The sequence below is a fragment of the Shewanella marina JCM 15074 genome, from assembly GCF_000614975.1.
Lineage (GTDB): Bacteria > Pseudomonadota > Gammaproteobacteria > Enterobacterales > Shewanellaceae > Shewanella > Shewanella marina.
Map to the genome: position 1 here is coordinate 42,421 of NZ_BALM01000005.1, position 23,136 is coordinate 65,556.

At 39.3% G+C, this 23,136-nt stretch carries 26 protein-coding genes, 1 pseudogene and 1 riboswitch; of the genes and pseudogenes, 18 read left to right on the forward strand and 9 right to left on the reverse strand.

Translation table 11 applies throughout. From position 1 onward, the window contains the following. Positions 1 to 27 precede the first annotated feature (27 nt). Entirely contained in the window at positions 28 to 846 is an 819-nt protein-coding gene (locus JCM15074_RS05655; RefSeq protein WP_025820344.1) for a hypothetical protein, read from the reverse strand. Between the two features lie 694 nt (positions 847 to 1,540). Next, positions 1,541 to 1,626, forward strand: a riboswitch (Fluoride riboswitch). Positions 1,627 to 1,742: 116 nt separating this feature from the next. Here JCM15074_RS05655 and JCM15074_RS05660 point away from each other — a divergent pair. Together JCM15074_RS05660 and JCM15074_RS05665 are read left to right on the forward strand one after the other, a co-directional pair. Continuing rightward, positions 1,743 to 2,435, forward strand: a complete 693-nt coding sequence (locus tag JCM15074_RS05660) for an iron-sulfur cluster assembly scaffold protein (RefSeq protein ID WP_025820345.1) — start codon at positions 1,743 to 1,745, stop codon at positions 2,433 to 2,435. 53 nt (positions 2,436 to 2,488) lie between these two features. Next, complete coding sequence (locus tag JCM15074_RS05665; protein WP_234400170.1) at positions 2,489 to 3,490, forward strand: GGGtGRT protein; 1,002 nt, start codon at positions 2,489 to 2,491, stop codon at positions 3,488 to 3,490. A gap of 120 nt (positions 3,491 to 3,610) precedes the next feature. On the opposite strand, the gene JCM15074_RS05670 is transcribed toward JCM15074_RS05665, so the two are convergent. Then, a complete protein-coding gene (locus tag JCM15074_RS05670) occupies positions 3,611 to 3,859 on the reverse strand; it encodes a hypothetical protein (RefSeq protein WP_025820347.1) in 249 nt (82 codons plus the stop codon). A gap of 377 nt (positions 3,860 to 4,236) precedes the next feature. On the opposite strand from JCM15074_RS05670, the gene JCM15074_RS05675 reads away from it, so the two are divergent. Then, on the forward strand, positions 4,237 to 5,616 hold the full coding sequence (locus JCM15074_RS05675) for an NCS2 family permease (RefSeq protein WP_025820348.1): 1,380 nt from the start codon (positions 4,237 to 4,239) through the stop codon (positions 5,614 to 5,616). A 104-nt stretch (positions 5,617 to 5,720) separates the two neighbouring features. Here the strand turns inward: JCM15074_RS05675 and JCM15074_RS05680 are convergent, their stop codons facing one another. Then, positions 5,721 to 6,098, reverse strand: coding sequence for a hypothetical protein (locus JCM15074_RS05680; protein ID WP_025820349.1), 378 nt, complete (start codon positions 6,096 to 6,098; stop codon positions 5,721 to 5,723). A gap of 368 nt (positions 6,099 to 6,466) precedes the next feature. Here JCM15074_RS05680 and JCM15074_RS25745 point away from each other — a divergent pair, with 368 nt between their 5' ends. The 3 genes from JCM15074_RS25745 (at position 6,467) to JCM15074_RS05690 (ending at position 8,330) form a co-directional block, all read left to right on the forward strand. Next, positions 6,467 to 6,760, forward strand: a complete 294-nt coding sequence (locus JCM15074_RS25745; protein ID WP_444544577.1) for an esterase/lipase family protein — start codon at positions 6,467 to 6,469, stop codon at positions 6,758 to 6,760. Then, positions 6,760 to 7,380 carry an alpha/beta hydrolase family protein gene (locus tag JCM15074_RS21120; RefSeq protein ID WP_444544578.1) on the forward strand — a complete coding sequence of 207 codons (621 nt, stop codon included), beginning with the start codon at positions 6,760 to 6,762 and terminating at the stop codon, positions 7,378 to 7,380. Before JCM15074_RS25745 ends, JCM15074_RS21120 begins: the two co-directional genes overlap by 1 nt. A 191-nt stretch (positions 7,381 to 7,571) precedes the next feature. Beyond that, complete coding sequence (locus JCM15074_RS05690) at positions 7,572 to 8,330, forward strand: lipase secretion chaperone (RefSeq protein ID WP_025820350.1); 759 nt, start codon at positions 7,572 to 7,574, stop codon at positions 8,328 to 8,330. A 40-nt stretch (positions 8,331 to 8,370) separates the two neighbouring features. Here the strand turns inward: JCM15074_RS05690 and JCM15074_RS05695 are convergent, their stop codons facing one another. From JCM15074_RS05695 to JCM15074_RS21125, 4 genes are all read right to left on the reverse strand, one after another. After that, complete coding sequence (locus JCM15074_RS05695; RefSeq protein WP_025820351.1) at positions 8,371 to 9,225, reverse strand: class I SAM-dependent methyltransferase; 855 nt, start codon at positions 9,223 to 9,225, stop codon at positions 8,371 to 8,373. 109 nt (positions 9,226 to 9,334) lie between these two features. Further along, positions 9,335 to 10,627, reverse strand: a complete 1,293-nt coding sequence (locus JCM15074_RS05700; RefSeq protein ID WP_025820352.1) for a tyrosine-type recombinase/integrase — start codon at positions 10,625 to 10,627, stop codon at positions 9,335 to 9,337. 48 nt (positions 10,628 to 10,675) lie between these two features. Beyond that, entirely contained in the window at positions 10,676 to 10,903 is a 228-nt protein-coding gene (locus JCM15074_RS05705) for a hypothetical protein (protein ID WP_037469211.1), read from the reverse strand. A 100-nt stretch (positions 10,904 to 11,003) separates the two neighbouring features. After that, on the reverse strand, positions 11,004 to 11,483 hold the full coding sequence (locus tag JCM15074_RS21125; RefSeq protein WP_025820354.1) for a hypothetical protein: 480 nt from the start codon (positions 11,481 to 11,483) through the stop codon (positions 11,004 to 11,006). Positions 11,484 to 11,743: 260 nt separating this feature from the next. Here JCM15074_RS21125 and ccoN point away from each other — a divergent pair, with 260 nt between their 5' ends. From ccoN to ttcA, 11 genes and pseudogenes are all read left to right on the forward strand, one after another. Further along, positions 11,744 to 13,177 carry a cytochrome-c oxidase, cbb3-type subunit I gene (ccoN, locus tag JCM15074_RS05715; RefSeq protein WP_025820355.1) on the forward strand — a complete coding sequence of 478 codons (1,434 nt, stop codon included), beginning with the start codon at positions 11,744 to 11,746 and terminating at the stop codon, positions 13,175 to 13,177. Positions 13,178 to 13,189: 12 nt separating this feature from the next. Next, complete coding sequence (ccoO, locus tag JCM15074_RS05720; RefSeq protein ID WP_025820356.1) at positions 13,190 to 13,795, forward strand: cytochrome-c oxidase, cbb3-type subunit II; 606 nt, start codon at positions 13,190 to 13,192, stop codon at positions 13,793 to 13,795. A 13-nt stretch (positions 13,796 to 13,808) separates the two neighbouring features. Beyond that, positions 13,809 to 13,985 (forward strand): CcoQ/FixQ family Cbb3-type cytochrome c oxidase assembly chaperone, encoded by a 177-nt coding sequence (locus JCM15074_RS05725; protein WP_025820357.1) that lies wholly within the window; start codon positions 13,809 to 13,811, stop codon positions 13,983 to 13,985. After that, a complete protein-coding gene (gene ccoP / locus JCM15074_RS05730; protein ID WP_025820358.1) occupies positions 13,985 to 14,956 on the forward strand; it encodes a cytochrome-c oxidase, cbb3-type subunit III in 972 nt (323 codons plus the stop codon). Before JCM15074_RS05725 ends, ccoP begins: the two co-directional genes overlap by 1 nt. A 165-nt stretch (positions 14,957 to 15,121) precedes the next feature. Beyond that, positions 15,122 to 15,601 carry a FixH family protein gene (locus tag JCM15074_RS05735; RefSeq protein ID WP_025820359.1) on the forward strand — a complete coding sequence of 160 codons (480 nt, stop codon included), beginning with the start codon at positions 15,122 to 15,124 and terminating at the stop codon, positions 15,599 to 15,601. 1 nt (position 15,602) lies between these two features. Then, positions 15,603 to 17,996: a heavy metal translocating P-type ATPase gene (locus JCM15074_RS05740; RefSeq protein WP_025820360.1), complete on the forward strand. Its 2,394-nt coding sequence runs from the start codon at positions 15,603 to 15,605 to the stop codon at positions 17,994 to 17,996. Beyond that, positions 17,993 to 18,175, forward strand: coding sequence for a cbb3-type cytochrome oxidase assembly protein CcoS (gene ccoS, locus JCM15074_RS05745; RefSeq protein WP_025820361.1), 183 nt, complete (start codon positions 17,993 to 17,995; stop codon positions 18,173 to 18,175). The genes JCM15074_RS05740 and ccoS overlap by 4 nt, the downstream gene beginning before the upstream one ends. Positions 18,176 to 18,178: 3 nt before the next feature. Next, positions 18,179 to 18,864: pseudogene (locus JCM15074_RS21130) on the forward strand (sulfite exporter TauE/SafE family protein). A 55-nt stretch (positions 18,865 to 18,919) separates the two neighbouring features. After that, on the forward strand, positions 18,920 to 19,672 hold the full coding sequence (gene etrA, locus JCM15074_RS05755) for an electron transport transcriptional regulator EtrA (RefSeq protein ID WP_025820362.1): 753 nt from the start codon (positions 18,920 to 18,922) through the stop codon (positions 19,670 to 19,672). Positions 19,673 to 19,754: 82 nt separating this feature from the next. Further along, positions 19,755 to 20,690: a universal stress protein UspE gene (gene uspE, locus JCM15074_RS05760; RefSeq protein WP_025820363.1), complete on the forward strand. Its 936-nt coding sequence runs from the start codon at positions 19,755 to 19,757 to the stop codon at positions 20,688 to 20,690. Between the two features lie 73 nt (positions 20,691 to 20,763). After that, the gene (gene ttcA / locus JCM15074_RS05765) at positions 20,764 to 21,696 is read left to right on the forward strand and encodes a tRNA 2-thiocytidine(32) synthetase TtcA (RefSeq protein ID WP_025820364.1); all 933 of its coding nucleotides are present in this window, start codon (positions 20,764 to 20,766) and stop codon (positions 21,694 to 21,696) included. Positions 21,697 to 21,834: 138 nt separating this feature from the next. Here ttcA and JCM15074_RS05770 read toward each other — a convergent pair whose 3' ends face one another. Then, positions 21,835 to 22,140 (reverse strand): DUF3861 domain-containing protein, encoded by a 306-nt coding sequence (locus JCM15074_RS05770; protein ID WP_025820365.1) that lies wholly within the window; start codon positions 22,138 to 22,140, stop codon positions 21,835 to 21,837. Positions 22,141 to 22,299: 159 nt separating this feature from the next. Here JCM15074_RS05770 and JCM15074_RS05775 point away from each other — a divergent pair, with 159 nt between their 5' ends. After that, positions 22,300 to 22,701 carry a MarR family winged helix-turn-helix transcriptional regulator gene (locus JCM15074_RS05775; protein WP_025820366.1) on the forward strand — a complete coding sequence of 134 codons (402 nt, stop codon included), beginning with the start codon at positions 22,300 to 22,302 and terminating at the stop codon, positions 22,699 to 22,701. 21 nt (positions 22,702 to 22,722) lie between these two features. On the opposite strand, the gene JCM15074_RS05780 is transcribed toward JCM15074_RS05775, so the two are convergent. After that, complete coding sequence (locus JCM15074_RS05780) at positions 22,723 to 22,980, reverse strand: hypothetical protein (RefSeq protein ID WP_148300738.1); 258 nt, start codon at positions 22,978 to 22,980, stop codon at positions 22,723 to 22,725. Positions 22,981 to 23,136 lie beyond the last annotated feature (156 nt).

The following is a 23,136-nucleotide window of genomic DNA, read 5'->3' on the forward strand; positions in this document are numbered from 1 at the left end:
TAAGTTGTTGCTTGGCTAGTTCAGTAGCTAGTTCAATACTGATTGGTGAAGTTCCAATTTCTTTAAATATTTTTTGTTCGACAATAACTGTTGGGTTATTTTTTTCAAAAAACTGTAGCCATAATATTTGTTCTGCAATAAATTGGTTGTTTTGCTTACCATTCCTAACCTGAGTTTTATATAAAGCAATAAATCTGAGTCACCTGATATTCTTAATCTATTGCTAATAATAGACCTGAGATGAGACGAAAGTGAGTCTTGTCCTGATTTTATTGAAATAGATAAACCTTGTTCTTGTGAATTAAATTCGCGTTCTAGACGTAATTGTTCGATATCAATTTTATTGTTATATCCTGCCTTTATGGCTGACAAGGTCATGATATAATTTTTAGTTGTTACTAACTGCTCACCAATCTTAGACAGGCGCTTAATTGATTGCCAACCATACGTTTTAGTATTGAGTTCATCATGAGTCAAAATATGATTATGGTTAATATTCTTTATTAGTAATTTAGCCCACTGGTGACTATCAATCTTAAATATATATTTACAAATATGATCTTTGCAGCTGTAGCTATCAACCATCATACCAATTACTTCAATAGGTAAAGTCGTTACTTTAGAATCAGATGAATAATCTGATAAACTAATACTATTACTCTTAGTTTGGATATTTTTCTCTGTTACTTGAATTTTACTCGTCAACTGTAGCGCAAGTTGCTTTTTGGCATCTAAAGCAGCTGTTTTTTGTTCTTCGCCATAACCCGTTACAAAAATATAATTATCTTTGGTCTCTGCAAATACGGTTGTAGTTATTAATATTGAAAGAAATATGATTACTTTCATTTTTGAGAAAATACCAATTAATTTGTTTTTTGAAAGGTACTGAATTTTTATAATAAATACAATATATGCAGTAGGACGTGAGATTCATTACAAATGCATTTTTCATTCAATTTTTATGCATAGTGGTAAATAGTTATTTAAGAAGTGGTAAATTAAGCGTTGAAGATAAAGCGTGTCTATGGGCGTTGCGTTGTATTAAAGTAAAGCCTTATGTTAAAATTTGTTTTAATGGTTGTTTATAGACTTGAATAATTAGTTGAAACATTAATTATTCTGTTTTTGTTAATTATGAAATAAATCACGCTAAATAATGAAGTTTAACGCTGTAATTGCTTGTGATGCATTTGATTATTATGGTTTTTGACGGTTATTACTTCTAATTAATTGTACCCTTAATTTGAAGTAAGTATTTAAGTGTATTTAAATTAATATGCAAATAATTATTTTACAATATAAGTTGATTGCTTAATGACCTTGAAATGTTCAAAGTTCTAGTTATTTAAAATTAAGATTTTCATTTGTTATTTTTACAAAATTAATATTTTAAATATTTAATTTTACAAGTTGGATATTTGTTATGGGTAAAGTGATGTGTTTAAATTATTTTGTGAACTGCATACATTACAAAAAATTAATCAAGCAACGGGTAAAAAATGGGTATAGTGTAAATACGTTAGCGATGGATATAACTCTATAACTAGCAGGAGATGATGTTCCTCCTTTAACTGCCTTTCTGACTAGCTTTTAACTATCTCTAAGGATGATGACGTCTAACAACAGTCGGCTTTGAATAGCTGTGGATTGCTCTACTTTTGTGGAGTGAGTTGTTAGTGCTGCTTATTCATTCTATTCCTTGCCTTGTTTTAATGTTTATTGGTTACATATAAGGCAAAATAATGCAATATTCCGCTGAAATCCAATCTATGTGTGCCGTTGCACGTGGTCCACAACATCAATCTGCTCCCATTCCTGTTGAAGGACGTTGGGTCAGTCCAAAAGAGGTTATTGCTATCTCGGGTTTGAGTCATGGTGTCGGTACTTGTGCACCTCAACAAGGTGCAGCCAAACTCACACTTAATGTCAAAAATGGCATTATTGAAGAAGCACTGATTGAAACAATTGGTTGTTCTGGTATGACCCATTCAGCGGCAATGGCTGCTGAGATTATTACCGGTAAAACTATTCTTGAAGCATTAAATACCGACCTTGTTTGCGATGCGATTAACGTCGCGATGCGGGAAATCTTTCTGCAATTTGTTTATGGCCGTACCCAAACTGCATTCTCATTAGATGGTTTGCCTATTGGCGCGGGTTTAGAAGATTTAGGTAAAGGTCTGCGTAGTCAAGTTGGTACCCATTACGGCACTCTTGCGAAAGGAGCTCGTTATATGGAGATGGCCGAAGGTTATATTACAAAAATGGCATTAGATGAGAATAATGAAATCATTGGCTATCGATTCGTCAATGTAGGCAAAATGATGGCGGCTATTAGTAAGGGGGTTGCAGCGCAAACCGCCATGGAGCAAGCCACTGGTGAATATGGACGTTTTGATGAAGCTGTACGGTTAATTGATCCACGTCAAGAGTAATTGCAGGCGATTCTATTTATCCGTCAATTATCCAACTTACTAAGAGTATTATCATGATTTCATTATTTGAAGGTTTCGATCGCCGTATAGAACAAATCCGCCCTATTCTTGCTCGATATGGTTTTAATTCGTTAGAGGAAGCAAGGCAATACGGTGAGCAAAAAGGCGTTTATGCTTACGATATTATTAAAGAAACACAAGCCATTGCATTTGAAAATGCATCGTGGGCATATGTGCTGGGCGCGGCTATCGCACTTAAACAAAATGCTGCTAATGCGGCCCAAGCTGCCGAGTATATTGGTCAAGGGCTACAGGCATTTTGCATTCCAGGTTCAGTTGCAGATCAACGCAAGGTCGGACTCGGTCATGGTCGACTTGGTGCCAGTTTATTAACCAATGACACTCAATGCTTTTGTTTTCTTGCTGGGCATGAATCTTATGCTGCAGCCGAAGGTGCGATTAAAATCGCGTTAAATGCTAATAAAGTAAGACAACAGCCATTACGGGTTATTTTAAATGGTTTAGGAAAAGATGCGGCTTACTTAATTGCTCGTATTAATGGTTTTAACTATATCAATACCTTATTTGATCACCAAACTGGCGAATTAACGGTTATTGATGAGCGCCGATTTTCTAAAGGTGCTCGTGGAGAAATAAATTGCTATGGCGCTGATGATGTCAATGAAGGCGTTGCAATTATGCATAGAGAAAATGTCGATATTTCAATCACGGGTAATTCTACTAACCCTACCCGTTTTCAACATCCTGTTGCTGGTACTTATAAAAAAGAACGTCTTGAAGCAGGTTTAGCTTATTTTTCAGTGGCATCAGGTGGTGGCACTGGCCGTACTTTGCATCCAGATAACGTTGCTGCGGGTCCAGCTTCTTATGGCTTAACTGATACCATGGGGCGTATGCATTGTGATGCACAATTTGCAGGTTCTTCTTCTGTACCTGCACATGTTGAAATGATGGGACTTATTGGTATGGGCAATAACCCAATGGTGGGTGCAACTGTTGCGGTAGCAGTGGCAATTGAGCAAGCATTAAGCTAGTCACTTATGTGTTACGATGAATAGATGAGAGTTATCTTTTATTTGATGTTGATTTAGGCATTCAAAATCAATGGGATAACTCTCTACATTGCTCTTTAGACAGGATAAAGACTGAATAGATTAATGTGCCCGTTTAGGCCCATTACGGACGATATCTTTGCCGTTATCAAACACGTCTTGTGTTACCCAACGACCAAGCAATAACTGGTGTTTATCATCAAGCACAGCAACAAAAGGTTTGCCGTTACTGTTGTTAGTTGCCAGTGCAATACCTGCTACATTCTGCAAGCCTAAGCCACCTTTCTCAACCAATAGCAAAAAAGCTTCAAGCTCTTCTAGTGTATCGATAATATCGTTATCGTTAATCATTGTGTTTACTCTGTTACTACTAAAAAGAGACTAGCATAGCAGTTATCAAGTTTGGCATAAATAATTAGTTGGACTTGATTATGATTGATTTCGTCATTGCTTTAGTCATTTTAAAATAAGTGTTAAATATTTTAGTAAAAACGATTAATAAGAGCTGTTGTAATTAATATTATTAAAGTGTGACCCTGCTCTGATCCGTTTATATGTAAGATTCTTATACTGGTCGTATAAAAAAACAGCATGTAAATCTAATCTGCCCACAAATCGTTTTTTTTTGTATAGAATATGCGCCCCTATCGCTCTTTATTGGAAATATATTCTGTCAGATTGGTTGATTACTGCATTTTGTAGTAAGGATCTAGATGGAAGGACCATTTATGAATACATCAAGTAACGATAATAATTCACCTGAAAGTGAGTTATTAACGACTCCCGCGGCTTCACCTGCTCAGTCAGGATTACTTAATCGATATTTTAAGCTTTCTGCTCACAATACTAATGTACCAACTGAAGTCATTGCTGGTATCACTACCTTTATGACCATGGTATATATTGTGTTTGTTAACCCACAAATCCTCTCTGCTGCAGGCATGGATGCTCAGGCTGTATTTGTTGTGACCTGCTTAATTAGTGCAGTGGGTTGTATCGGTATGGGGTTAATCGCTAATTTACCTATCGCACTGGCTCCTGCTATGGGCTTAAATGCATTTTTTGCATATTCAGTTGTGGTGGGTATGGGTACCGATTGGCAAACTGCAATGGGCACTATTTTCTGGGGCGCAGTTTGTTTTGCTATCGTCTCTGCTGTAGGTATTCGTTCATGGATCCTAACTAATATTCCGCAATGTCTCCGTATTGGTATTCCAAGTGGTATTGGTTTATTAATTGCGCTTGTGGGTTTAACTAACGCTGGCGTGGTTGTTGCCAGCCCTGCAACTATGATTACTGTCGGTAATTTAACCTCATTGCCTTGTGTATTAGGTGCTTTAGGTTTCTTTATTGTGATGATCTTATCATCACGCGGTATTCATGCCGCGGTGTTAATCTCTGTGGTTGTAGTGACTGCGATTGCGGCCTTAATGGGCGCTATTGAATATAAAGGCATTGTTTCTATGCCGCCTGATATTAGCAATACATTTGGTCAGCTTAACTTAATGGGCTCATTAGATGTGGCTTTTGCCGGTATCATTTTCTCTTTTGCTTTAGTTAGCATGTTTGACAGTTCAGGCACCATGATTGCGGTAACAGAAAAATGCGGTATTACCGATAAAAATGGCCGTTTCCCTCGCATGAAAAAAGCATTAATGGCTGACTCGGTGACTTCTGTTGCTGGGGCTTATATGGGCACCTCTACCGTTACGGCATTTATTGAAAGTTCATCAGGTGTTGCTGTTGGTGGCCGTACTGGTTTAACTGCAATTGTGACGGGTTTACTGTTCTTAGTGGTTATTTTCTTCTCTCCACTAGCTGGCATGGTGCCAGGTTATGCGGTATCTGGCGCACTTATTTATGTGGGTATTTTAATGTGCTCTGACTTAGCCAAGGTTAAGTGGGGTGACATGACTGAAGCTGCTCCTGCATTTATTACTACAATTATGATGCCTTTTAGCTTCTCTATTACTGAAGGTATTGCGACGGGTTTTATTACTTACTGTGTCATGAAGGCTGGTACTGGCAGATGGCGTGAAATCCACCCTTGCGTGTTGGTTGTTGCGGCTTTATTTATTATTAAGTTTGTCTTTGTAGACGCACATTAATTTACGTAGTTAACTTAATATTTAAGGGTGCTTTTAAGGCACCCTTTTTATTTGTCATAAAGTAGAAATTGTCAGCGCTAAGCGGTTATTAATTGCTTAAACAGTTATGATTGCTTAGGCCAAATATAGGCTTCAATTTGGCATTCAATGATCTTCTCTTGATCTGTCACAATAGCAATTTTTTCATATAATATTTCAACAGGATTCTCAGTAGATTCAGCAATTAGTCGTTGTTTCAAACTGTCTAAGCAAGTCTGCTCTGCCTCGGTTATATTCTCATAATCTTCTCTATTGACTTGTTTGCTGACTGACTTTTTAACCCCTCCAGTAATTAACATTTTAGTGTCGGTATAGATCCCCTTACCCGCATTGATACTTTTTTGTATGCCATCTTCAGGTAATACTTGCATTTTTACGCAAGCAGATAGTGCTAATGATAATGATGTGATACAGCCAAGTTTAATGAGAGTATTTAATGTCATTATTGAATTACCTTGATGATTTTTGTCTATTTATGTTCAACCTAGCACGCAATTGACTGTATTAATAGTTGCTAATTAATTGATTTGATTAATTGGTAAATCACCATAAATCGCTGGTTTAATATTCGTTTTAGTTATGAGTTCCAGTTTTTAAGTTCTATTGTACGTTTTCTGTATGAAACAATCGCTATGTTGAACACAGAGCTAGATTTGAAGATTACGGTTTGTTTGAAACAACAATTGTTGCCATGTTTTTGGACGTTGCCGGTTTGCGTTGAACTCATTTATTAGTTACCAATTAAAGGTTAATAAGATGCGCCGAGGTGATGTTTGTTTGACCCCAGCGTGATAATAACTGGGGAGAAATAATGAAAAAAATCATATCAATTACACTGTTTTGTGTGCTTACAATTTTTATCTCGTTCAATAGCTATGCCGCTTCAACCAAATATCCAGTTGTGTTGGTTCATGGGTTGTTTGGTTTTGATGACATTTTTGGCATCGATTACTTCTATGGTGTACCGCAAGCAATGCGTAGACAAGGTGTTGATGTTTACATTGCCCAAGTTTCGCCTGCTAATTCGACTGAAGTAAGAGGCGAACAACTACGAACCTATGTTCAAGCCGTATTAGCCATACCGGGGCTGCAAAGGTTAATCTAATTGGTCATAGTCATGGCGCTCCTACCAGTCGATATGTGGCCAGCGTGAGTCCTGAAATGGTGGCATCAGTGACCTCTGTTGGTGGTGTAAATCGAGGCAGTGAGTTTGCTGATTTCGTACGAGGTGCTGTTCCTTCTGGTAGCTTTTCTGAGTGGCTAGTGACTCAAGGATTCAATACCCTTTCAAGAATTATTAGCGGTGTTTCTGGCGATCAGCTTCCTGCAAATAGTTTGGCAGCGTTAGAATCACTCACGACGGCTAAAACCACCCTATTCAATCAAACATATCCTGAAGGCTTAGCTGATACAGCTTGTGGAGATAGACCGCCACTGGCTGAGAATGGTGTTTATTATTACTCTTGGTCAGGTACTGGGCAGCTAACTAATATGTTTGATATTAGTGATTATCCGCTTAGTTTAACGGGCTTGGTATTCAATGATAATAATGATGGTTTAGTGTCGCGTTGTAGCAGCCATTTGGGACGTGTGATTAAAGATAATTACAATATGAACCACCTAGATGAAGTTAACCAAACTGTTGGTATCGTTAGCTGGTTTGAAACTAATCCGATAACTGTATATCGTAGACATATTAATCGATTAAGTCGCCAAGGTTTGTAGAGGTTAATGTGATAGATAAAATTAAATATTATCTCAAGTGGTTTTTTGTTTATGTAGCTGCTGCGTTTTCATTGTTGATGTTTTTTTTGATCGAAGAGCAAGTTTTGCTGTCGAAAACAGACTCAAAGACTAAAACGATGATAATCACTAACGGATTACCTGGACTATCTCAAAAGGTTCAGGCTCAGAGCATGGAGGATACAAGAGTAGAACCATTTTCAGCTTTGCAGTTGAATACGCAGTTAAAGTGGAAGTTTGAAGATATTATTTTTATTTATCAAAAAGATGACAATAATCTAACGATTCATCAGTTACTACTGCTGTTAGCACAGTCATTACAGCTATCAACCGTTGATAGGGATTATCTTTTTGAGTTATTTTCACGCTACAAAGCTTACAAAATGGCTCTTGTTCCTATCAAACATCATGCAATAGCAACCAAGGTGTCTAATCTTGATGAAACGATTGCAAGGCTTGAAAACCTGCAACAACTGCAATATGAGTTCTTTTCAATTGATGAGATTAACGGTCTGTTTGGCGATGATAATCGTTATGATCAACAAGCGATTGCTCGAATGCAGATTATGCGAGATACCAGTTTATCTGCTCAGGCTAAATCTGATTTACTTAAGCATCAAATCAGTCAAATGGATGCCGCAGATATTGCAGTTTTACAGCCAAGTTTGGCGGCATCAACCATTAATACTGCTTTGCAGCATACAGCGATAAATAGTATTGATGCGTTAGTGACTGACCAAGTGATAAAAGAAAGAGCTGAAGCATTTAAGCAAGACAATCAACAGTGGCTTGAACGCGTTAATGCTGTAACGCAAATGAATTTAGATATGCCATATGCACAGTTAGAGCAGTATGTAGAGCAACATTTTAGTGCTGCTGAGCAAAAAAGATTACAGGTTTATATTAATAATCCGCAGCTCTATAAAGGTTGATGTTACGGCTAATGCCATATGGAATTAGCCGTATTTTTATTTATAAGGTCACTTTCTTAAACAGTAATGTCATCCGATCTGATTCTCCAATCGCTTTCATTTTTTTAGCGAGTGCGGGATCATCTTTACTGGTTGCCAGTGACGGTGGTAAGCGCCATACAATGTCGTCGTCATTGGGTTTATCTTTTGGATTGGCATTGATTTCAGACTGTGCCACCAGCTTAAAGCCCATACTCTCAAATAATGCGATGACTTGTGATTGTTTTAGGTAACCGCGGCTACCATCGGCTTTGTCATCAGGGGCCGATTCAGGGAGTCTATGTTGTACCACGCCCACCAGCCCATTAGGTTTCAATATTCGGTAGGTATCTTGTAGCGCGGTCGAAACAGTATCATCTTTGCTTTCATAGCGATTTAAATTGTGTAGCGCGCGAATAAATAACACTCGATCAACGGTTTCATCAAGACTATCGGGCACATCATCGAAAGGATAATTAGCGGCTTTAAAGTCTTTTGAAGTTAATTCATGAACCTTAGCTGCAAACTTATTGTTGTTATCGATACGTTTTTTGACATTCTCTTCACTTGCACCAAAGTTTTGATAAATTATCGCAGGATAATCGAGTGCATATAAGCCACCCTTGCCGCTACTCGCTATGTAAGGCGCCAAAATTTTGCTATACCACAAACCACCAGGAAGTACTTCCGCCACAACCATACCTGGTTTTAATTGGAAAAACTCTATGGTTGCTTGTGGATGGCGGGCAATATCGCGAGATTGATCTGATCTTTGTTCGATTACCTTAGTTAAAGTATCACTACTATTGGCATAAACATTTTGTGTCATAAAACCTGCCATTAATAATGTGGCAGCAATAAGAGAAGGTGTTTTCATTGGATAGCCTCAAATTATTAGTCTGCAATAACATAACAAATTGAGGCAAAGGTATAAGCGTTTTATGTTAAGGCATTGTAACTAAATATTACAACGCCTTGATGATGAGTTAATCAATGTCGCCCAAGCGATCCATCGGTTTACTAAAGGCCGTTTGATGACGTTCTACTTGACTGGTATGCAAATATTGAGATGTGGTATCGATACTTTCATGGCCTGCATCGGCTTGCACGTGTGAAAGTGGACGGCCATTAAGGTTAATATCGTGAGTTATACCGGTATGACGAATATTATGCGCAGTCAACTTGGCCATTTGAATACTGTCTTGACTAAAACCATCTTTAAGGGCCATTTGCGCCGCGGTTTGGATGACAAACTCGACATCATCCCGTAATTGTCTAATGCCAAGATTGGCGTTTAATTCACCGACTTCTCTACCATGACCTGCTGCGCGATGACGAATAAACAAAGGACTCGTGTCATTTGGCATAGGTAGATCTGCTAAACCTAGAAAACGTCGATAATCAATCAAGCCTTGTAGCATCGCTTTTGATAGCGGAATACTTCTTGATTTACCCCCTTTGCTTATAGGCACATAAAAACTCCAAATGCCCGTTTGTTGATTGAGCTTAAATTGTCCCATCACTGGAGAATAGCCAACACGAGCAGAGACTTCTGAGATACGTAAATAGCATGAATAGAGCAGCCTAATTAGAAATAAACTACGTTGATGAATGCTAGGTTGTTCAGCCGCCAGTTTTTGCGCGGTAGCAATCACATAAGACCATTGTAATTCGGTGAATGAAAGTAGGTTTTCCTCTTCACTATTAAGTTTAAATTTACTTCTGCGTGAAAACTTACTGTAGTTTAGCCAAATTTGGGCGGGGTTCCGTTCACAATACTCCTCACCAATCAGATAACTATAAAATGAAGATAGAATGGCCAACTTAGTTTTTAAGGCATTATCACTCAGTTGGTAAACTTGCTCGATACCATCTCGTTTTTTGCCTAAAAATGGTCGCCATTTAGGATTAGCTAACCGTAATTGACTGACTTTATCTAACTTAAATTGGGCTTGGTTACAAAATGCGATTAACTCTTGTGGAGGATGCTGACAGTAATCCACATAAGCCGCCATTTTTTTACGATCGATATCAGCTAATGAAAGCTTTGCAACATCAAAACACCAATGCAGAAAACTGGTAAGCTCGCTGCGATAAGATTTATAGTTATTTTCGTGGTGTTTTTGTTCAAACAGCCATTCACAGGCATGTTGATAAATGAGCCCTGCATCATCAAGACCATTAACACTGAGTTCGGTGATATGTTGATTAATTTGTACATTGCCCAGCATAAGGTGCTCTGGGCTATCGAATAAAGGTAATACGGGAGGCTTATCCATCATTATACTGGTTAAAACATTTGTCGGTATTTTAGCTGTTTTAGTTTGCTAAATCTCTGTTTCAACATGTTTTTTGATTTGAATAGCATTAGATTGATAACAATTTGCACAATCTTTTGTACAGCCAATCCGCTTTTTACAGGCCCATAGACATAATTGCCAAACCTGTTGCTTAGTTTGTTTATCAAGGCACTGTAGATCTGCGGCGCACAGATGCCCTTGCTGGATAAGTGAGGCAAGCTTTGTCGTACTAATACCAATATTGAGTTGTTTCATGATGAAAACCATTAAATTTGTTATTTGATAATGATAATCGTTAGCATCTATTGCGCAACTCAATTTTTCCGATTGAAATCACATTTTTAATCTATAGCGGTTATGTGCGGTTATTATCTGCTTTGAAATCAAAGTAATAATAAAGGTCCTTGCCCGCCACTGTTAGCGTGATCTTGGCTCGCCAAATCATATTACCAGAAGAACATGAACCATAAATAAATTCAGATTCATATACCCTATCTGCAATACGCGTAATTTGAGTCGGAATCACGCCCATAAACATATCTCGGCCTGATAAAGTCATTTTTATATTCGTGACAGGCAACTGACTCGTAATGGTTGCAGAAAGTGGCGTCTCACTTGGTGTATTAGCTTGTGACATCGTTAAAGAGACTTCATTGCCCGCAATTGTTTGAATACAAAGCTCATCATAAAAGTTGCAAAAAGTTGCAACAATGGCCGATGACGCTGTTTTTTTGGGTTGTAATGCTTCATCTATGGTTTGATCTTGATGACATCCTGTTAAGAGTTGTACTGATAATAAACATACCAATCCTACTAACATAAATTTCAAATTCATGCGTAACCTCAATTGTTAATGAAGTTATAAAATATGGCAGGATGTTATTATCTATATTGATCTAGATCAATATTCAATTGCTTGTCGCATATATCTTTTTTGACCTAGCTCAAGTATTATGTTGTCAGCTTGTTAACCCATTAAGGATTATAAGCTTTTAGGTTTACATGGTGGGGGATGTTATTAACAAATCTTAGCATGTGTAGATAGCGGTAACTCAAGTTTACCATTCATTAAAAGTAATAAGCAGTGGAAGCATTATTATGACTCATTCCCAGCCTACAGGCGCTGATTACAACTATACCGTCGTCCGTCAATTTGCATTAACCACAGTTTTGTGGGGAATTGTAGGTATGTCGATTGGTGTGTTAATCGCCGCCCAGTTAATCTGGCCACAACTCAATTTTGAAACTCCTTGGTTGACATATAGCCGTTTAAGACCGCTTCATACAAATGCAGTCATTTTTGCATTTGGTACATCGGCTCTTTTCGCTACATCGTATTATGTCGTTCAACGTACCTGTCAAACTCGATTATTTGCACCTAAATTGGCTGCATTTAGTTTCTGGGGCTGGCAAGCAATTATCTTATCTGCCGTATTCACTCTGCCTTTAGGGATTACGAGTGGTAAAGAATATGCAGAGCTTGAATGGCCAATCGATATCGCCATTACCATTGTGTGGATCTCCTATGCGATTGTGTTTTTTGGCACGATCGTTAAGCGCACAACATCGCATATCTATGTCGCAAACTGGTTCTTTGGCGCCTTCATTATCACGGTTGCGGTGCTGCACATTGTTAACTCAATGGCGGTGCCAGTAAGCCTATTTAAGTCTTACTCACTCTATGCTGGTGCGGTTGATGCAATGGTACAGTGGTGGTATGGCCATAATGCAGTAGGTTTCCTATTAACGGCTGGTTTCTTGGGTATGATGTACTACTTCGTGCCTAAGCAAGCGGGTCGGCCAGTATACTCGTACCGTTTATCCATCGTTCACTTCTGGGCATTAATTGCATTGTATATTTGGGCAGGTCCTCATCACCTACATTATACCGCGCTGCCAGACTGGACTCAGTCATTAGGCATGGTGATGTCATTAATTCTATTCGCACCTTCTTGGGGCGGTATGATTAACGGTATTATGACGTTATCAGGTGCTTGGCATAAATTGCGTACCGACCCTGTATTAAGATTCTTAGTGGTATCGTTATCATTTTATGGTATGTCGACCTTCGAAGGCCCAATGATGGCAATTAAGACCGTCAATGCCCTATCCCACTATACGGATTGGACTGTTGGTCATGTTCACTCTGGTGCGCTTGGTTGGGTAGCAATGGTGTCAATTGGTTCGCTATATCATCTTATTCCTGTGTTATATGGTCATGGCCGTATGTACAGCACAAGCTTAGTGAATATTCATTTCTGGTTAGCCACCATTGGTACCGTACTTTATATCGTATCAATGTGGATTTCAGGTGTAATGCAGGGCTTAATGTGGAGTGCGGTTAACTCTGACGGCACCCTAACTTATAGCTTTGTTGAAAGCTTAGAAGCTTCTTACCCATTCTATATTGTACGTTTCATTGGTGGTTGTTTCTTCGTAACAGGTATGTTGCTGATGGCTTACAACGTCTTTAGAACAGTAAAAGCGCCTAAGGATTCTTTACCTTCGCTTTCAGAAGCACAGGCATAAGGAGAAGCACTGATGAAATTTAATCATGAGTTAATTGAAAAAAACATCGGTTTGCTAGGTATCTTTACGGTTATTGCAATCAGTATTGGTGGTTTAGTGCAAATTACCCCGCTGATTTTCCAAAAAGACACAACTGAGCCTGTTGAAGGATTAAAACCGTTTACTGCGTTACAACTTGAAGGACGTGATATCTATATCCGTGAGGGTTGTTATAACTGTCATAGTCAGATGATCCGTCCATTACGTGCTGAAACCGAACGTTACGGTCATTATTCTGTTGCTGGTGAATCAGTTTGGAACCACCCTTTCCAATGGGGTTCTAAGCGTACAGGTCCAGATCTGGCTCGTGTCGGTGGTCGTTATAGTGATAAATGGCATGAGGTGCATTTAATTGACCCGCGTGCGGTAGTACCGCAATCCAACATGCCAGGATTCCCTTGGTTAATGGACAACGTACTTGATGGCAAATTAACTGCAGACAAGATGCAAATCTTTAAAGATTTCGGTGTGCCATACACAGATGAAGAGATTGCTAATGCGAAACAGTCTGTTGAAGGTAAAACAGAAATGGATGCCTTAATCGCCTACCTGCAATCACTTGGTCATGCACTTAAATAAGGGAGATATGATAATGGACTACGGCACATTTCAAGGTATATCGACTTTAGTTGTAATGATCACCTTTGTTGGAATTTTTGCTTGGGCTTATAGCAAACGTCGTAAAAAGCAGTTTGATGAAGCTGCTAACCTAATTTTTTCAGATGAAGAAATTGCCAATCAAGCAAAAGACTCAGGAGAACACAAGTAATGACAACCTTCTGGAGTTTATGGATAACAATTTTAACTTTAGTCGTTATTTTCGGCTGTTTTTGGTTATTACGGATATGTAATAAGAATACGACAGACGTAGAAGAAGGCGAATCTATGGGTCATAGCTTCGATGGTATCGAAGAGATGAATAACCCATTACCAAAATGGTGGAGTTATATGTTTTATATCACCATCGTTTTTGGATTGATCTATTTAGCGCTCTACCCAGGTCTTGGTAATTTTAAAGGCCTATTAGGCTGGACCAGTTCTAATCAAGGTATTGTCTCTTTAGCTGAGTCTAAACAAGCTGTCATTGCAGCTAAAGAAGACGGTGCTTATGTGCAATACGATCAAGAAGTGGCCCAAGCAGATGCTAAATATGGTCCTATTTTTCAAAAGTACGCAGATACGCCGCTGGAAGAGTTAGTGAAAGATCCTGAAGCGCTAAAAGTGGGCGGTCGCCTATTTTTGCAAAACTGCGCTCAATGTCATGGCTCTGATGCTCGTGGTAGTAAAGGCTTCCCTAATCTGACAGATAGTGCATGGTTATATGGAGGTGATCTGGCCACCATTAAAACCAGTATTATGAATGGCCGCCGCGGTATGATGCCGCCTAAAGGTGGTTTACCAATAGAAGATGGTGAAATCAAAGGCTTGTCTGAGTATGTGGTTAAACTGTCTGGTCGTAAGCATAATGAAGCGCTTGCCGCTCAAGGCCAAGCTTCATTTATGAAAGGCTGTTTTGCGTGTCACGGTATGGATGGTACGGGTAACAAGTTGATGGGTGCGCCTAACTTAACTGACAGTGCTTGGTTATATGGGGGCAACCGTATGGCGATTGGTCAATCTATTACATTAGGACGCATGGGCGTAATGCCACCGTGGAAAGATGTTTTAGGTGAGCAAAAAGTGCATGTGATTTCAGCGTATGTATACAGCTTATCGCACCAAGATGAGTTAAATAAATAAGCATTGCGTTGTGATTAAAAGGCTCCATTTGCGGAGCCTTTTTTATATCTGCTTACTCTTTAATCTATTAGAACTTTAGTAGCAAACTAGTAACGTTAATAACGTGCTTATTACATATCGACACGGTAAAATGAGCACTTATCAAGAATAAAAGGATTTGTCGTTATGCAACAAGTAGTACCTTGGTATAAACAGTTTTGGCCGTGGTTTTTAATCGTGCTTCCTTTATGTGTTGTTATCGCCAGTTTTACCACGTTAAAAATCGCCATTGATCACGCTGATCCATTAGTCGCTGAAGATTACTATAAAGATGGTAAAGCGATTAATATGGATTTACGTAAATCTAAATATGCTAAGCAATTGGGAATGCAATATTCATTTACTATGTCCGGCAATCAAATAGTGATTAGCCAGCATGGTGGCCCAGAATATAATACTGCCCTAAAAATTGCATTTTACCACCCTACTATTGCGGAGAGAGATTTTGAGCAAATGGTAACGGCGGATACTAATCGCAATTATCGTATTGATTTAGCAGAGCCACTAACAGGCGCATGGGAAGTCAGGTTGGAAAGTTATGATTCAACATGGCGAATTCATCAGCGAATTAATATCGCGCCGGAGCAGGTTTTTTGGTTGAATTAATATGACGCAAAATTGTTGTTTTCATTGTAACGAAGCCATTCCGGCCGATATTAGTCTTGTTACGGTCATCAATCATAAACCTGAGCCCATGTGTTGTTTGGGGTGTCAGGCGGTTTCACAAGCCATTATCGATGCAGGCTTAACCAGCTATTACACTTATCGCAGTGAGCCTGCGGCTAAACAGGCTATTGTGCCAGATGAATTAAATCAGTTTATGGCCTATGACCTGCCAGAAGTACAACAAGACTTTATTTATGAGCAACACAACATTGACAGTGTATCGCTCTCAATCGACGGTATTACCTGCGCCGCTTGTGCTTGGTTGATTGAACATAAACTTAAGCAGCAGTCAGGTATTGCGAATATACAAGTTAACTCAGTTACCGCAAGAGCATTAATCAGTTGGGACAAAAGTCAATTAAAGCTGAGTGATATTCTGCATCAAATCAGTGCTATTGGTTATCAAGCCGCGCCCTATATAGTTGATCAACAAGAACAATTAGCCAAGCAAGCCAGTAAAAAATTCCTATTAAGATTAGGCTTAGCCGGATTGGCAACCATGCAAGTGATGATGTTTGCCTTTGCCCTTTATGCAGGATTCTTTACTGATTTAGAAACTGAATATCGAGATTACTTTCGCTGGGTCAGCATGATGTTTGCTGCCCCAGTTGTTTTTTACTCCGCGCAACCGTTTTACTTTAGTGCGCTACGCTCATTATTACTTGGCAAAGTGAATATGGATATGTCCGTCTCCATAGCCATTTTGAGCGCCTACATCGCTAGCTGTATTGCCACTTATCACGGTAATGGTGAAGTTTATTTTGAATCTGTTTCAATGTTCACCTTCTTCTTATTGTTAGGCCGTTTGTTTGAACAGCAAGCTAAACAAAAAGCCACCGTCAGTTTTAATAATTTACACAAATTAGTGCCGCTAACGGCGACTAAGCTCAACGCTGACGGGCAACTCACCGTTATTTCAGCAAAACAGATCCAATTGGGTGATCATTTAGTGGTCAAACCCGGTGAAGCCATTGCCGCAGATGGGGTCATTATTGAGGGCCTGAGTTCGCTCAATGAAGCCATGCTAACGGGTGAGCAAATGCCGGTAAATAAAGTGCTTAATGATAACGTCTATGCAGGAACATTAAATGTTGAGCAGCCAATTACCATTGAAGTCACAGCAATTGGGCAGAATCAATTAGTAGCTGAAATTATCCGTTTGCAAGAGTTGGCGAGCCATAATAAACCTAAAATAGCGCTGTTAGTCGATAAAATGGCGCACTGGTTCTCAGCTATCATTCTCGCCATCGCCTTTATTACCTATTGCGTGTGGTGGTTTATTTCACCAGAAGATGCATTTTGGGTCTGTTTATCTGTGTTGGTGGCAACTTGTCCATGTGCATTGGCGTTGGCAACCCCTACCGCAATTACTTGTGCATCGGCTAAGTTAACTGATTTAGGCATTATTATTCGTAAAGATGGTGTGTTTGAAAAACTTAATCAACTTAATCAAATCGTGTTTGATAAAACTGGCACCCTAACCTGTGGTGAGTTTGCGCTGATAAAAACTCATACTTTTGCTGAGTTATCAAAAGAACAAGTGCAGCAAATTGCAGCATTAATGGAGCAAAAATCACTGCATCCCATCGCTAAAGCCTTTAACCATATTACTCTTGGTGATGATTTAGATATCAAGCAATTGCAGCATCATGTTGGTCAGGGAATATCGGCCACGGTTAATGGTAAGCAATATCGTTTAGGGAAGGCGGAATTTGTAGGGGTTGAGAACAGCCATGAAGATATCAATACTATCTCAATTTGGTTGGCGAATGAGCAGCAATGTATTGCTCAATTTGTGATTAGTGACCAGCTCCGCTGTGATAGCTTAAACACCATCAATCAATTAAAAGGCATGGGTTATCAGTTGTCTATTGCCAGCGGTGATAACTCAAATCATCTAGACTACATCGCTAAAAAATTAGCCATTTCAGAATACTACGCAGGTCAATCCCCTGCGCAAAAGTTAGCCTTAATAAAGCAAAAGCAGCAACAAAGCAATGTGACTATGTTTGGCGACGGTATTAACGACGCACCTGTTCTCGCTGCTGCAGATCTCTCGGTGGCAATGGGCAGTGGTAGTTCAATTGCCAAATCGAGTGCCGACTTAATCTTATTAGGTGATCACTTAAGCAGATTTCCACAAGCAATTAGCCTCGCCAAGCAAAGCCAACGTATTATTATGCAAAATCTTTGGTGGGCTTTAATTTACAATTTACTAATTTTACCATTGGCGGTAACAGGTATGGTTGCCCCTTATATTGCAGCGTTAGGTATGTCTTTAAGCTCTCTTATCGTAGTAGCAAATAGCCTGCGCATACTTAGGATGAAGTTATGAGTATCATTTATGTGTTAATTCCCATTGCAATGTTATTTGTATTAATTGCAGTGGGCATCTTTTTTTGGGCGGTAAAATCAGAGCAATTTGATGATCTAGATAGACAAAGCATGTCAATTCTATTCGATGATGACCCAAAACCTGTAATCAAAGATAACGAGCCAAAGGACGAGCAGTAGCCGATGGATCTGAATATTGCCAGTGCATTTATGGTGGGGTTAATGGGAACCGCGCATTGCGTTGGTATGTGTGGTGGCTTGTTAACAGCGTTTGCATCCCAAACACCACCAGCCAAAGGCAATGTATTGTTACATCAATTAAAATATGGTTTGTCCTATCACCTAGCCGAATTGCCAGTTATACCCTTGCTGGTGCGATAATTGGCGGTTTAGCACAATCATTAATCATATTATTCAACATTAACGATTATTTACTGTTGTTACGGGTACTAGCTGGTGTATTAATGATTGTAACAGGACTGTATATTTCAAATATATGGTTTGGACTGCGCAAAATTGAACGTATTGGCGCTCTATTTTGGCAACTCATTGCACCACTGGCACAAAAAGTAATGCCATTTAACACGTTTAGACAAGCTGTTATTGCAGGCAGTTTATGGGGATGGTTACCCTGTGGTTTAGTTTATAGTATGTTGACTTGGTCAATGGCCGCAGGTTCGGCAGTAGATGGTGCCTTACTGATGTTGGCATTTGGACTGGGCACATTACCCGCATTACTTGGACTTTCAGTCACCACCACCGGTGTGTTGCAATGGCTTAAACACAAAACTGTACGCTTTATCGGCGGATGGTTATTAATTGGCTTAGGGATCCAGACTATCTGGATAGCAATTGGTCAGCTTAACTAGCCCAGAAGGTTATATTGGTTTACCATATAACTAATGGAGAAACTTGAGAACAAGTATGACTGTAGACTCAAACAAACAGCGTCGACCTATGTCACCGGGCTGTGCGATCCATTGCCATGATTGTAGCATGGGAGCATTATGTATCCCTTTTACTCTCAATGACAATGAGCTAGATCAGTTAGATGATATTATTGAACGTAAAAAACCGGTGCAAAAAGGCGAACAGATCTTTAAATCTGGCGATCCTTTAAAATCTCTTTTTGCGATTCGCTCAGGCACGATAAAAAGTTATACCATTACCGAACAAGGCGATGAGCAAATCACTGGATTTCATCTTGCAGGAGATGTTGTCGGGTTTGATGGTATACACGCGCAGCAACATCAGTCTTTTGCACAAGCATTAGAAACTGCCATGGTATGTGAAATTCCATTTACCACGCTTGATGAGCTATCAGGTTCAATGCCAAAGTTAAGACAGCAGATTATGCGCTTAATGAGTAATGAAATCATGAGCGATCAAGAGATGATTTTATTATTAAGCAAGAAGAATGCTGAAGAACGTTTGGCTGCATTCATTAGTAACTTAGCTACTCGTTATGGTAATCGCGGTTTTTCAGCGCGAGAGTTTCGCTTAACAATGACACGTGGTGATATTGGTAACTATTTAGGGTTAACCGTAGAAACCATCAGTCGTTTACTTGGTCGTTTCCAAAAAGCGGGATTGATCGAAGTTAAAGGTAAATATATAACGATAGTCGACTTCGACCAGTTGTATGCACTTGCCGGTAATACTCGGATTGCCCGTTAGAATTTAAGCCCTTATCTATATAATAGATAAGGGCTTTTTGTTTTATCTAATCTATACAATCTCCACTATAAGGAATATAGCTATGAGGGAATATCAGAAGTTACTTGTAGTTGCCGATCCTACTGCTCAGCAGCAAGTTGCCCTAACACGGGCGATTGAACTCGCTTCAATTAATCGCGCAGAAATTACGGTCTTCCTTTCAATTTTTGACTTTTCATATGAAATGACGTCAATTCTATCAAGCCATGAACGTGAAACTATGCGTCAAGGCGTGGTAGACCAACGTTTAGCATGGGTAAATGACTTAATTAAACAACATAGTGATAGTAATGTCAGTATGACGGCCAAAGTGATTTGGCATAATCGTCCATATGAAAGCATTATTGAAGAAGCTATTGCGGGTAATTATGATTTAGTAGTTAAAGCCACCCATGAACATGACAAGTTAAAATCAGTTATCTTTACCCCAACCGATTGGCATTTATTACGCAAATGCCCTGCTCCAGTATTACTAGCTAAGGAAGAGCAGTGGCCAATTGCCGGTAAAATTATTTGTGCAGTGAACGTTGCCACCGAAGACGATGAGCATGAGTCACTCAACACCAAAATTATCCAACATGCCAAAGCACTGGCTGAAAAGTTCAACATTGAAATTCATTTAGTGAATGGTTTTCCGGCAACCCCAGTAAACCTATCAATCGAACTTCCTGATTTTGATGCGCGCAGCTATAACGAAACCGTGCGTATGCAGCATGAAGAAAGAGTTTACTATTTGGCAGATACGTTTGGTATCCCAACCACTCAATGTCATATCAAAGAAGGGTTACCAGAAGATGTTATCCCAGAAATTGCGCAAGAACTTGATGCAAAACTGGTTATCTTAGGTACGATTGGCCGCACCGGTATTTCAGCTGCGCTCATCGGTAACACCGCAGAACATGTGATTGATAACATAAACTGCGATTTGTTGGCGTTAAAACCAGCAGGCTACATCTCACCACTGCAACAACAAGCATAAGAGCTTTACTCTACACTAAGTTGCTGGAATAATACGCGCCCTTAAACATCATCGTTTTACGGGCGCTTATTTTATGGTTGAAGAACTTTCAAAAAAACAAATTACACGTTTAAACAAGCTACAGAAACGCTTGCGCCGTGAAGTCGGTAGTGCCATTTTTGATTACAATATGATTGAAGATGGTGATTTAGTTATGTGTTGTCTATCTGGCGGTAAAGACAGCTACGCCATGCTAGATATTTTGATGAACCTACAACAACGTGCTCCAGTTAAGTTCGACCTAGTAGCCGTTAACCTTGATCAAAAACAACCAGGCTTCCCAGAAGATATTTTACCTGCTTACCTTGATTCATTAGGTGTGGCTTACCATATTCTTGAAAAAGACACCTACTCTATCGTTAAAGATAAGATCCCAGAAGGTAAGACAACCTGTTCATTATGTTCACGCTTACGTCGTGGCACGTTATATGGTTTTGCACAGCGCATTGGTGCCACTAAAATTGCATTAGGCCACCACCGCGACGATATTATTGAAACCATGTTTTTAAACATGTTCTACGGCGGCAAATTAAAAGCTATGCCACCAAAGTTACTGTCTGACGATGGCGCCAACATGATCATTCGTCCTCTAGCTTACAGCCGTGAAAAAGACATAGCTGAATATGCACAGTTAAAGTCATTCCCTATCATTCCTTGTAACTTATGTGGTTCACAAGAGAACTTAAAGCGTGCTGCGGTAAAAGAGATGCTTAATGATTGGGACAAGCAGCACCCAGGCCGTATTGAAACCATCTTTACTGCGATGCAAAACACGGCTCCATCACAAGGTGTTGACCGCGAGCAGTTTGACTTTCTTGCACTTAAGCGTGATGCCGATGCACCGCTTAAAGGCGATGTAGCAGAATCAGACTTACCAGCGTTTGATTTCACTGATGTGAGTAACAGCGGTAAGATCGACCTAGACGCCGCATTGAAAATCGACGTCGTTAATACCTACCAGCCATAAGGTAGTTTGGTCATTAACAAGCAAAAAGGAGCCGTTGGGCTCCTTTTTTGTATTTAGGCTATGTATATTTTAACAATTTAGGCTTGCTAAATTATATTCGGTTTAAACATTGGTTATTTATATAGCTATTTGCTCGCTTTAGTTAGCAGCTGCCACAGATTTAATTCGCTTTTTAAGATTATTCATAAACACTTTAAAGCTCGGCATAAAATCAATAAAAAGTGGATGTTTTCGATGAGCAATGACTAAAGGGCCAAATAAACGTAAGGCGACGGCTAAACGAGTTGAACTGGCGTTGTCTAACTCACTACCCTTTTTCATGTTGTCCACCAGCGCGAATAGATCTTCTCTGTCTTCAAACTCAAACATCAGTGTTTGTTTTGTAGGTTCGAGTTGCTCGACCGTGATACGGTATTGATTGTTGTTGCGGTTAGTCAGCTGCATATCGACTCCAAGACGGGATAGTTAATGGATGGCACTAGTATAGGGATTCACTTAAGTGAAAACTTGCTATATAATTGACTTTATCAACTATAATGATATTGATTGATAAAGTCAACTATTTAGGCGACCGTTTATGCAAAAGCTAACTTCCTTTGATCTATGTTTAATTTAATTCATACAACAAAACGCCATATGTATGAGTCTATTTTACAATTAGGGTTACCCATTAGCCCTATGCATGTTCGTGTGATGAAAATTATTGATCGAAAACCGCATACCACCGCTAACGATATTGCTTGTTTTATTAACCGCGATAAGGCGCAAGTGACTCGATTATTGAATTTGCTTATTAAAGAATCTTTTATTGAAAAATTCAGTAACCCTGATGATAAACGCAGTCAATATTTAGGCCTGACAACACAAGGTAAAGCCGTTATCGTTAAGCTAATTGCGCTGGAGGATAGGATGCAGCAGCAACTAGTGAATGGTGTTACTGATGCTGAATTAGCACAATTAACAGCTGTGCTGGATAAGATGAACCTTAATGCCAAGCAGTTATAGAGTGGCACTAATGATTAACTATTATTTTTCTCGGCTAGATTGATGTTGCGTATTAATTCGTGACCACATTAATGCGCCCCAAGCGGTGCCAGCTAATGGAAATATAAGTAATGCTGGCTTGATTTGCTGCATAAAACTTGTGGTGTCACCATATGATTGAAAAATAGAAAAGAGTACAGCGGTAGGGATACCCCAACCAATGACACCGTGCATAAGGATGTAGTGCCATTTTCCTTTTGAGATAGTCTGACTGAGTTTATGGTATCGATCTGGTGTCATATAATCTCCCCCTCATATTTAGCTATTCTTATAATGTCTAACTTACATGCTTTAATTATTTTTACAACAGTGAGTTAGCAATTAGGTTACTTAACATTAGATGCAAAAAAGGAGCGTAATGCTCCTTTTTTAATTGCGATAGCTTTTGTGTTTGGG

Bases quoted from the DNA above. Each gene is read 5' to 3' on its own strand.
- JCM15074_RS05690 (WP_025820350.1), top strand. From the start codon at position 7,572: ATGGAGGATACAAGAGTAGAACCATTTTCAGCTTTGCAGTTGAATACG.
- JCM15074_RS05780 (WP_148300738.1), bottom strand. From the start codon at position 22,980: ATGACACCAGATCGATACCATAAACTCAGTCAGACTATCTCAAAAGGA.
- ccoS (WP_025820361.1), top strand. From the start codon at position 17,993: ATGAGTATCATTTATGTGTTAATTCCCATTGCAATGTTATTTGTATTA.
- ccoO (WP_025820356.1), top strand. From the start codon at position 13,190: ATGAAATTTAATCATGAGTTAATTGAAAAAAACATCGGTTTGCTAGGT.
- JCM15074_RS05660 (WP_025820345.1), top strand. From the start codon at position 1,743: ATGCAATATTCCGCTGAAATCCAATCTATGTGTGCCGTTGCACGTGGT.
- JCM15074_RS05700 (WP_025820352.1), bottom strand. From the start codon at position 10,627: ATGGATAAGCCTCCCGTATTACCTTTATTCGATAGCCCAGAGCACCTT.
- etrA (WP_025820362.1), top strand. From the start codon at position 18,920: ATGACTGTAGACTCAAACAAACAGCGTCGACCTATGTCACCGGGCTGT.
- JCM15074_RS05670 (WP_025820347.1), bottom strand. From the start codon at position 3,859: ATGATTAACGATAACGATATTATCGATACACTAGAAGAGCTTGAAGCT.
- JCM15074_RS05675 (WP_025820348.1), top strand. From the start codon at position 4,237: ATGAATACATCAAGTAACGATAATAATTCACCTGAAAGTGAGTTATTA.
- JCM15074_RS05735 (WP_025820359.1), top strand. From the start codon at position 15,122: ATGCAACAAGTAGTACCTTGGTATAAACAGTTTTGGCCGTGGTTTTTA.
- JCM15074_RS05725 (WP_025820357.1), top strand. From the start codon at position 13,809: ATGGACTACGGCACATTTCAAGGTATATCGACTTTAGTTGTAATGATC.
- JCM15074_RS25745 (WP_444544577.1), top strand. From the start codon at position 6,467: ATGAAAAAAATCATATCAATTACACTGTTTTGTGTGCTTACAATTTTT.
- JCM15074_RS05655 (WP_025820344.1), bottom strand. From the start codon at position 846: ATGAAAGTAATCATATTTCTTTCAATATTAATAACTACAACCGTATTT.
- JCM15074_RS05775 (WP_025820366.1), top strand. From the start codon at position 22,300: ATGTTTAATTTAATTCATACAACAAAACGCCATATGTATGAGTCTATT.
- JCM15074_RS21125 (WP_025820354.1), bottom strand. From the start codon at position 11,483: ATGAATTTGAAATTTATGTTAGTAGGATTGGTATGTTTATTATCAGTA.
- JCM15074_RS05680 (WP_025820349.1), bottom strand. From the start codon at position 6,098: ATGACATTAAATACTCTCATTAAACTTGGCTGTATCACATCATTATCA.
- ccoP (WP_025820358.1), top strand. From the start codon at position 13,985: ATGACAACCTTCTGGAGTTTATGGATAACAATTTTAACTTTAGTCGTT.
- JCM15074_RS05705 (WP_037469211.1), bottom strand. From the start codon at position 10,903: ATGAAACAACTCAATATTGGTATTAGTACGACAAAGCTTGCCTCACTT.
- JCM15074_RS05770 (WP_025820365.1), bottom strand. From the start codon at position 22,140: ATGCAGCTGACTAACCGCAACAACAATCAATACCGTATCACGGTCGAG.
- JCM15074_RS05665 (WP_234400170.1), top strand. From the start codon at position 2,489: ATGATTTCATTATTTGAAGGTTTCGATCGCCGTATAGAACAAATCCGC.
- JCM15074_RS05740 (WP_025820360.1), top strand. From the start codon at position 15,603: ATGACGCAAAATTGTTGTTTTCATTGTAACGAAGCCATTCCGGCCGAT.
- JCM15074_RS05695 (WP_025820351.1), bottom strand. From the start codon at position 9,225: ATGAAAACACCTTCTCTTATTGCTGCCACATTATTAATGGCAGGTTTT.
- ttcA (WP_025820364.1), top strand. From the start codon at position 20,764: ATGGTTGAAGAACTTTCAAAAAAACAAATTACACGTTTAAACAAGCTA.
- uspE (WP_025820363.1), top strand. From the start codon at position 19,755: ATGAGGGAATATCAGAAGTTACTTGTAGTTGCCGATCCTACTGCTCAG.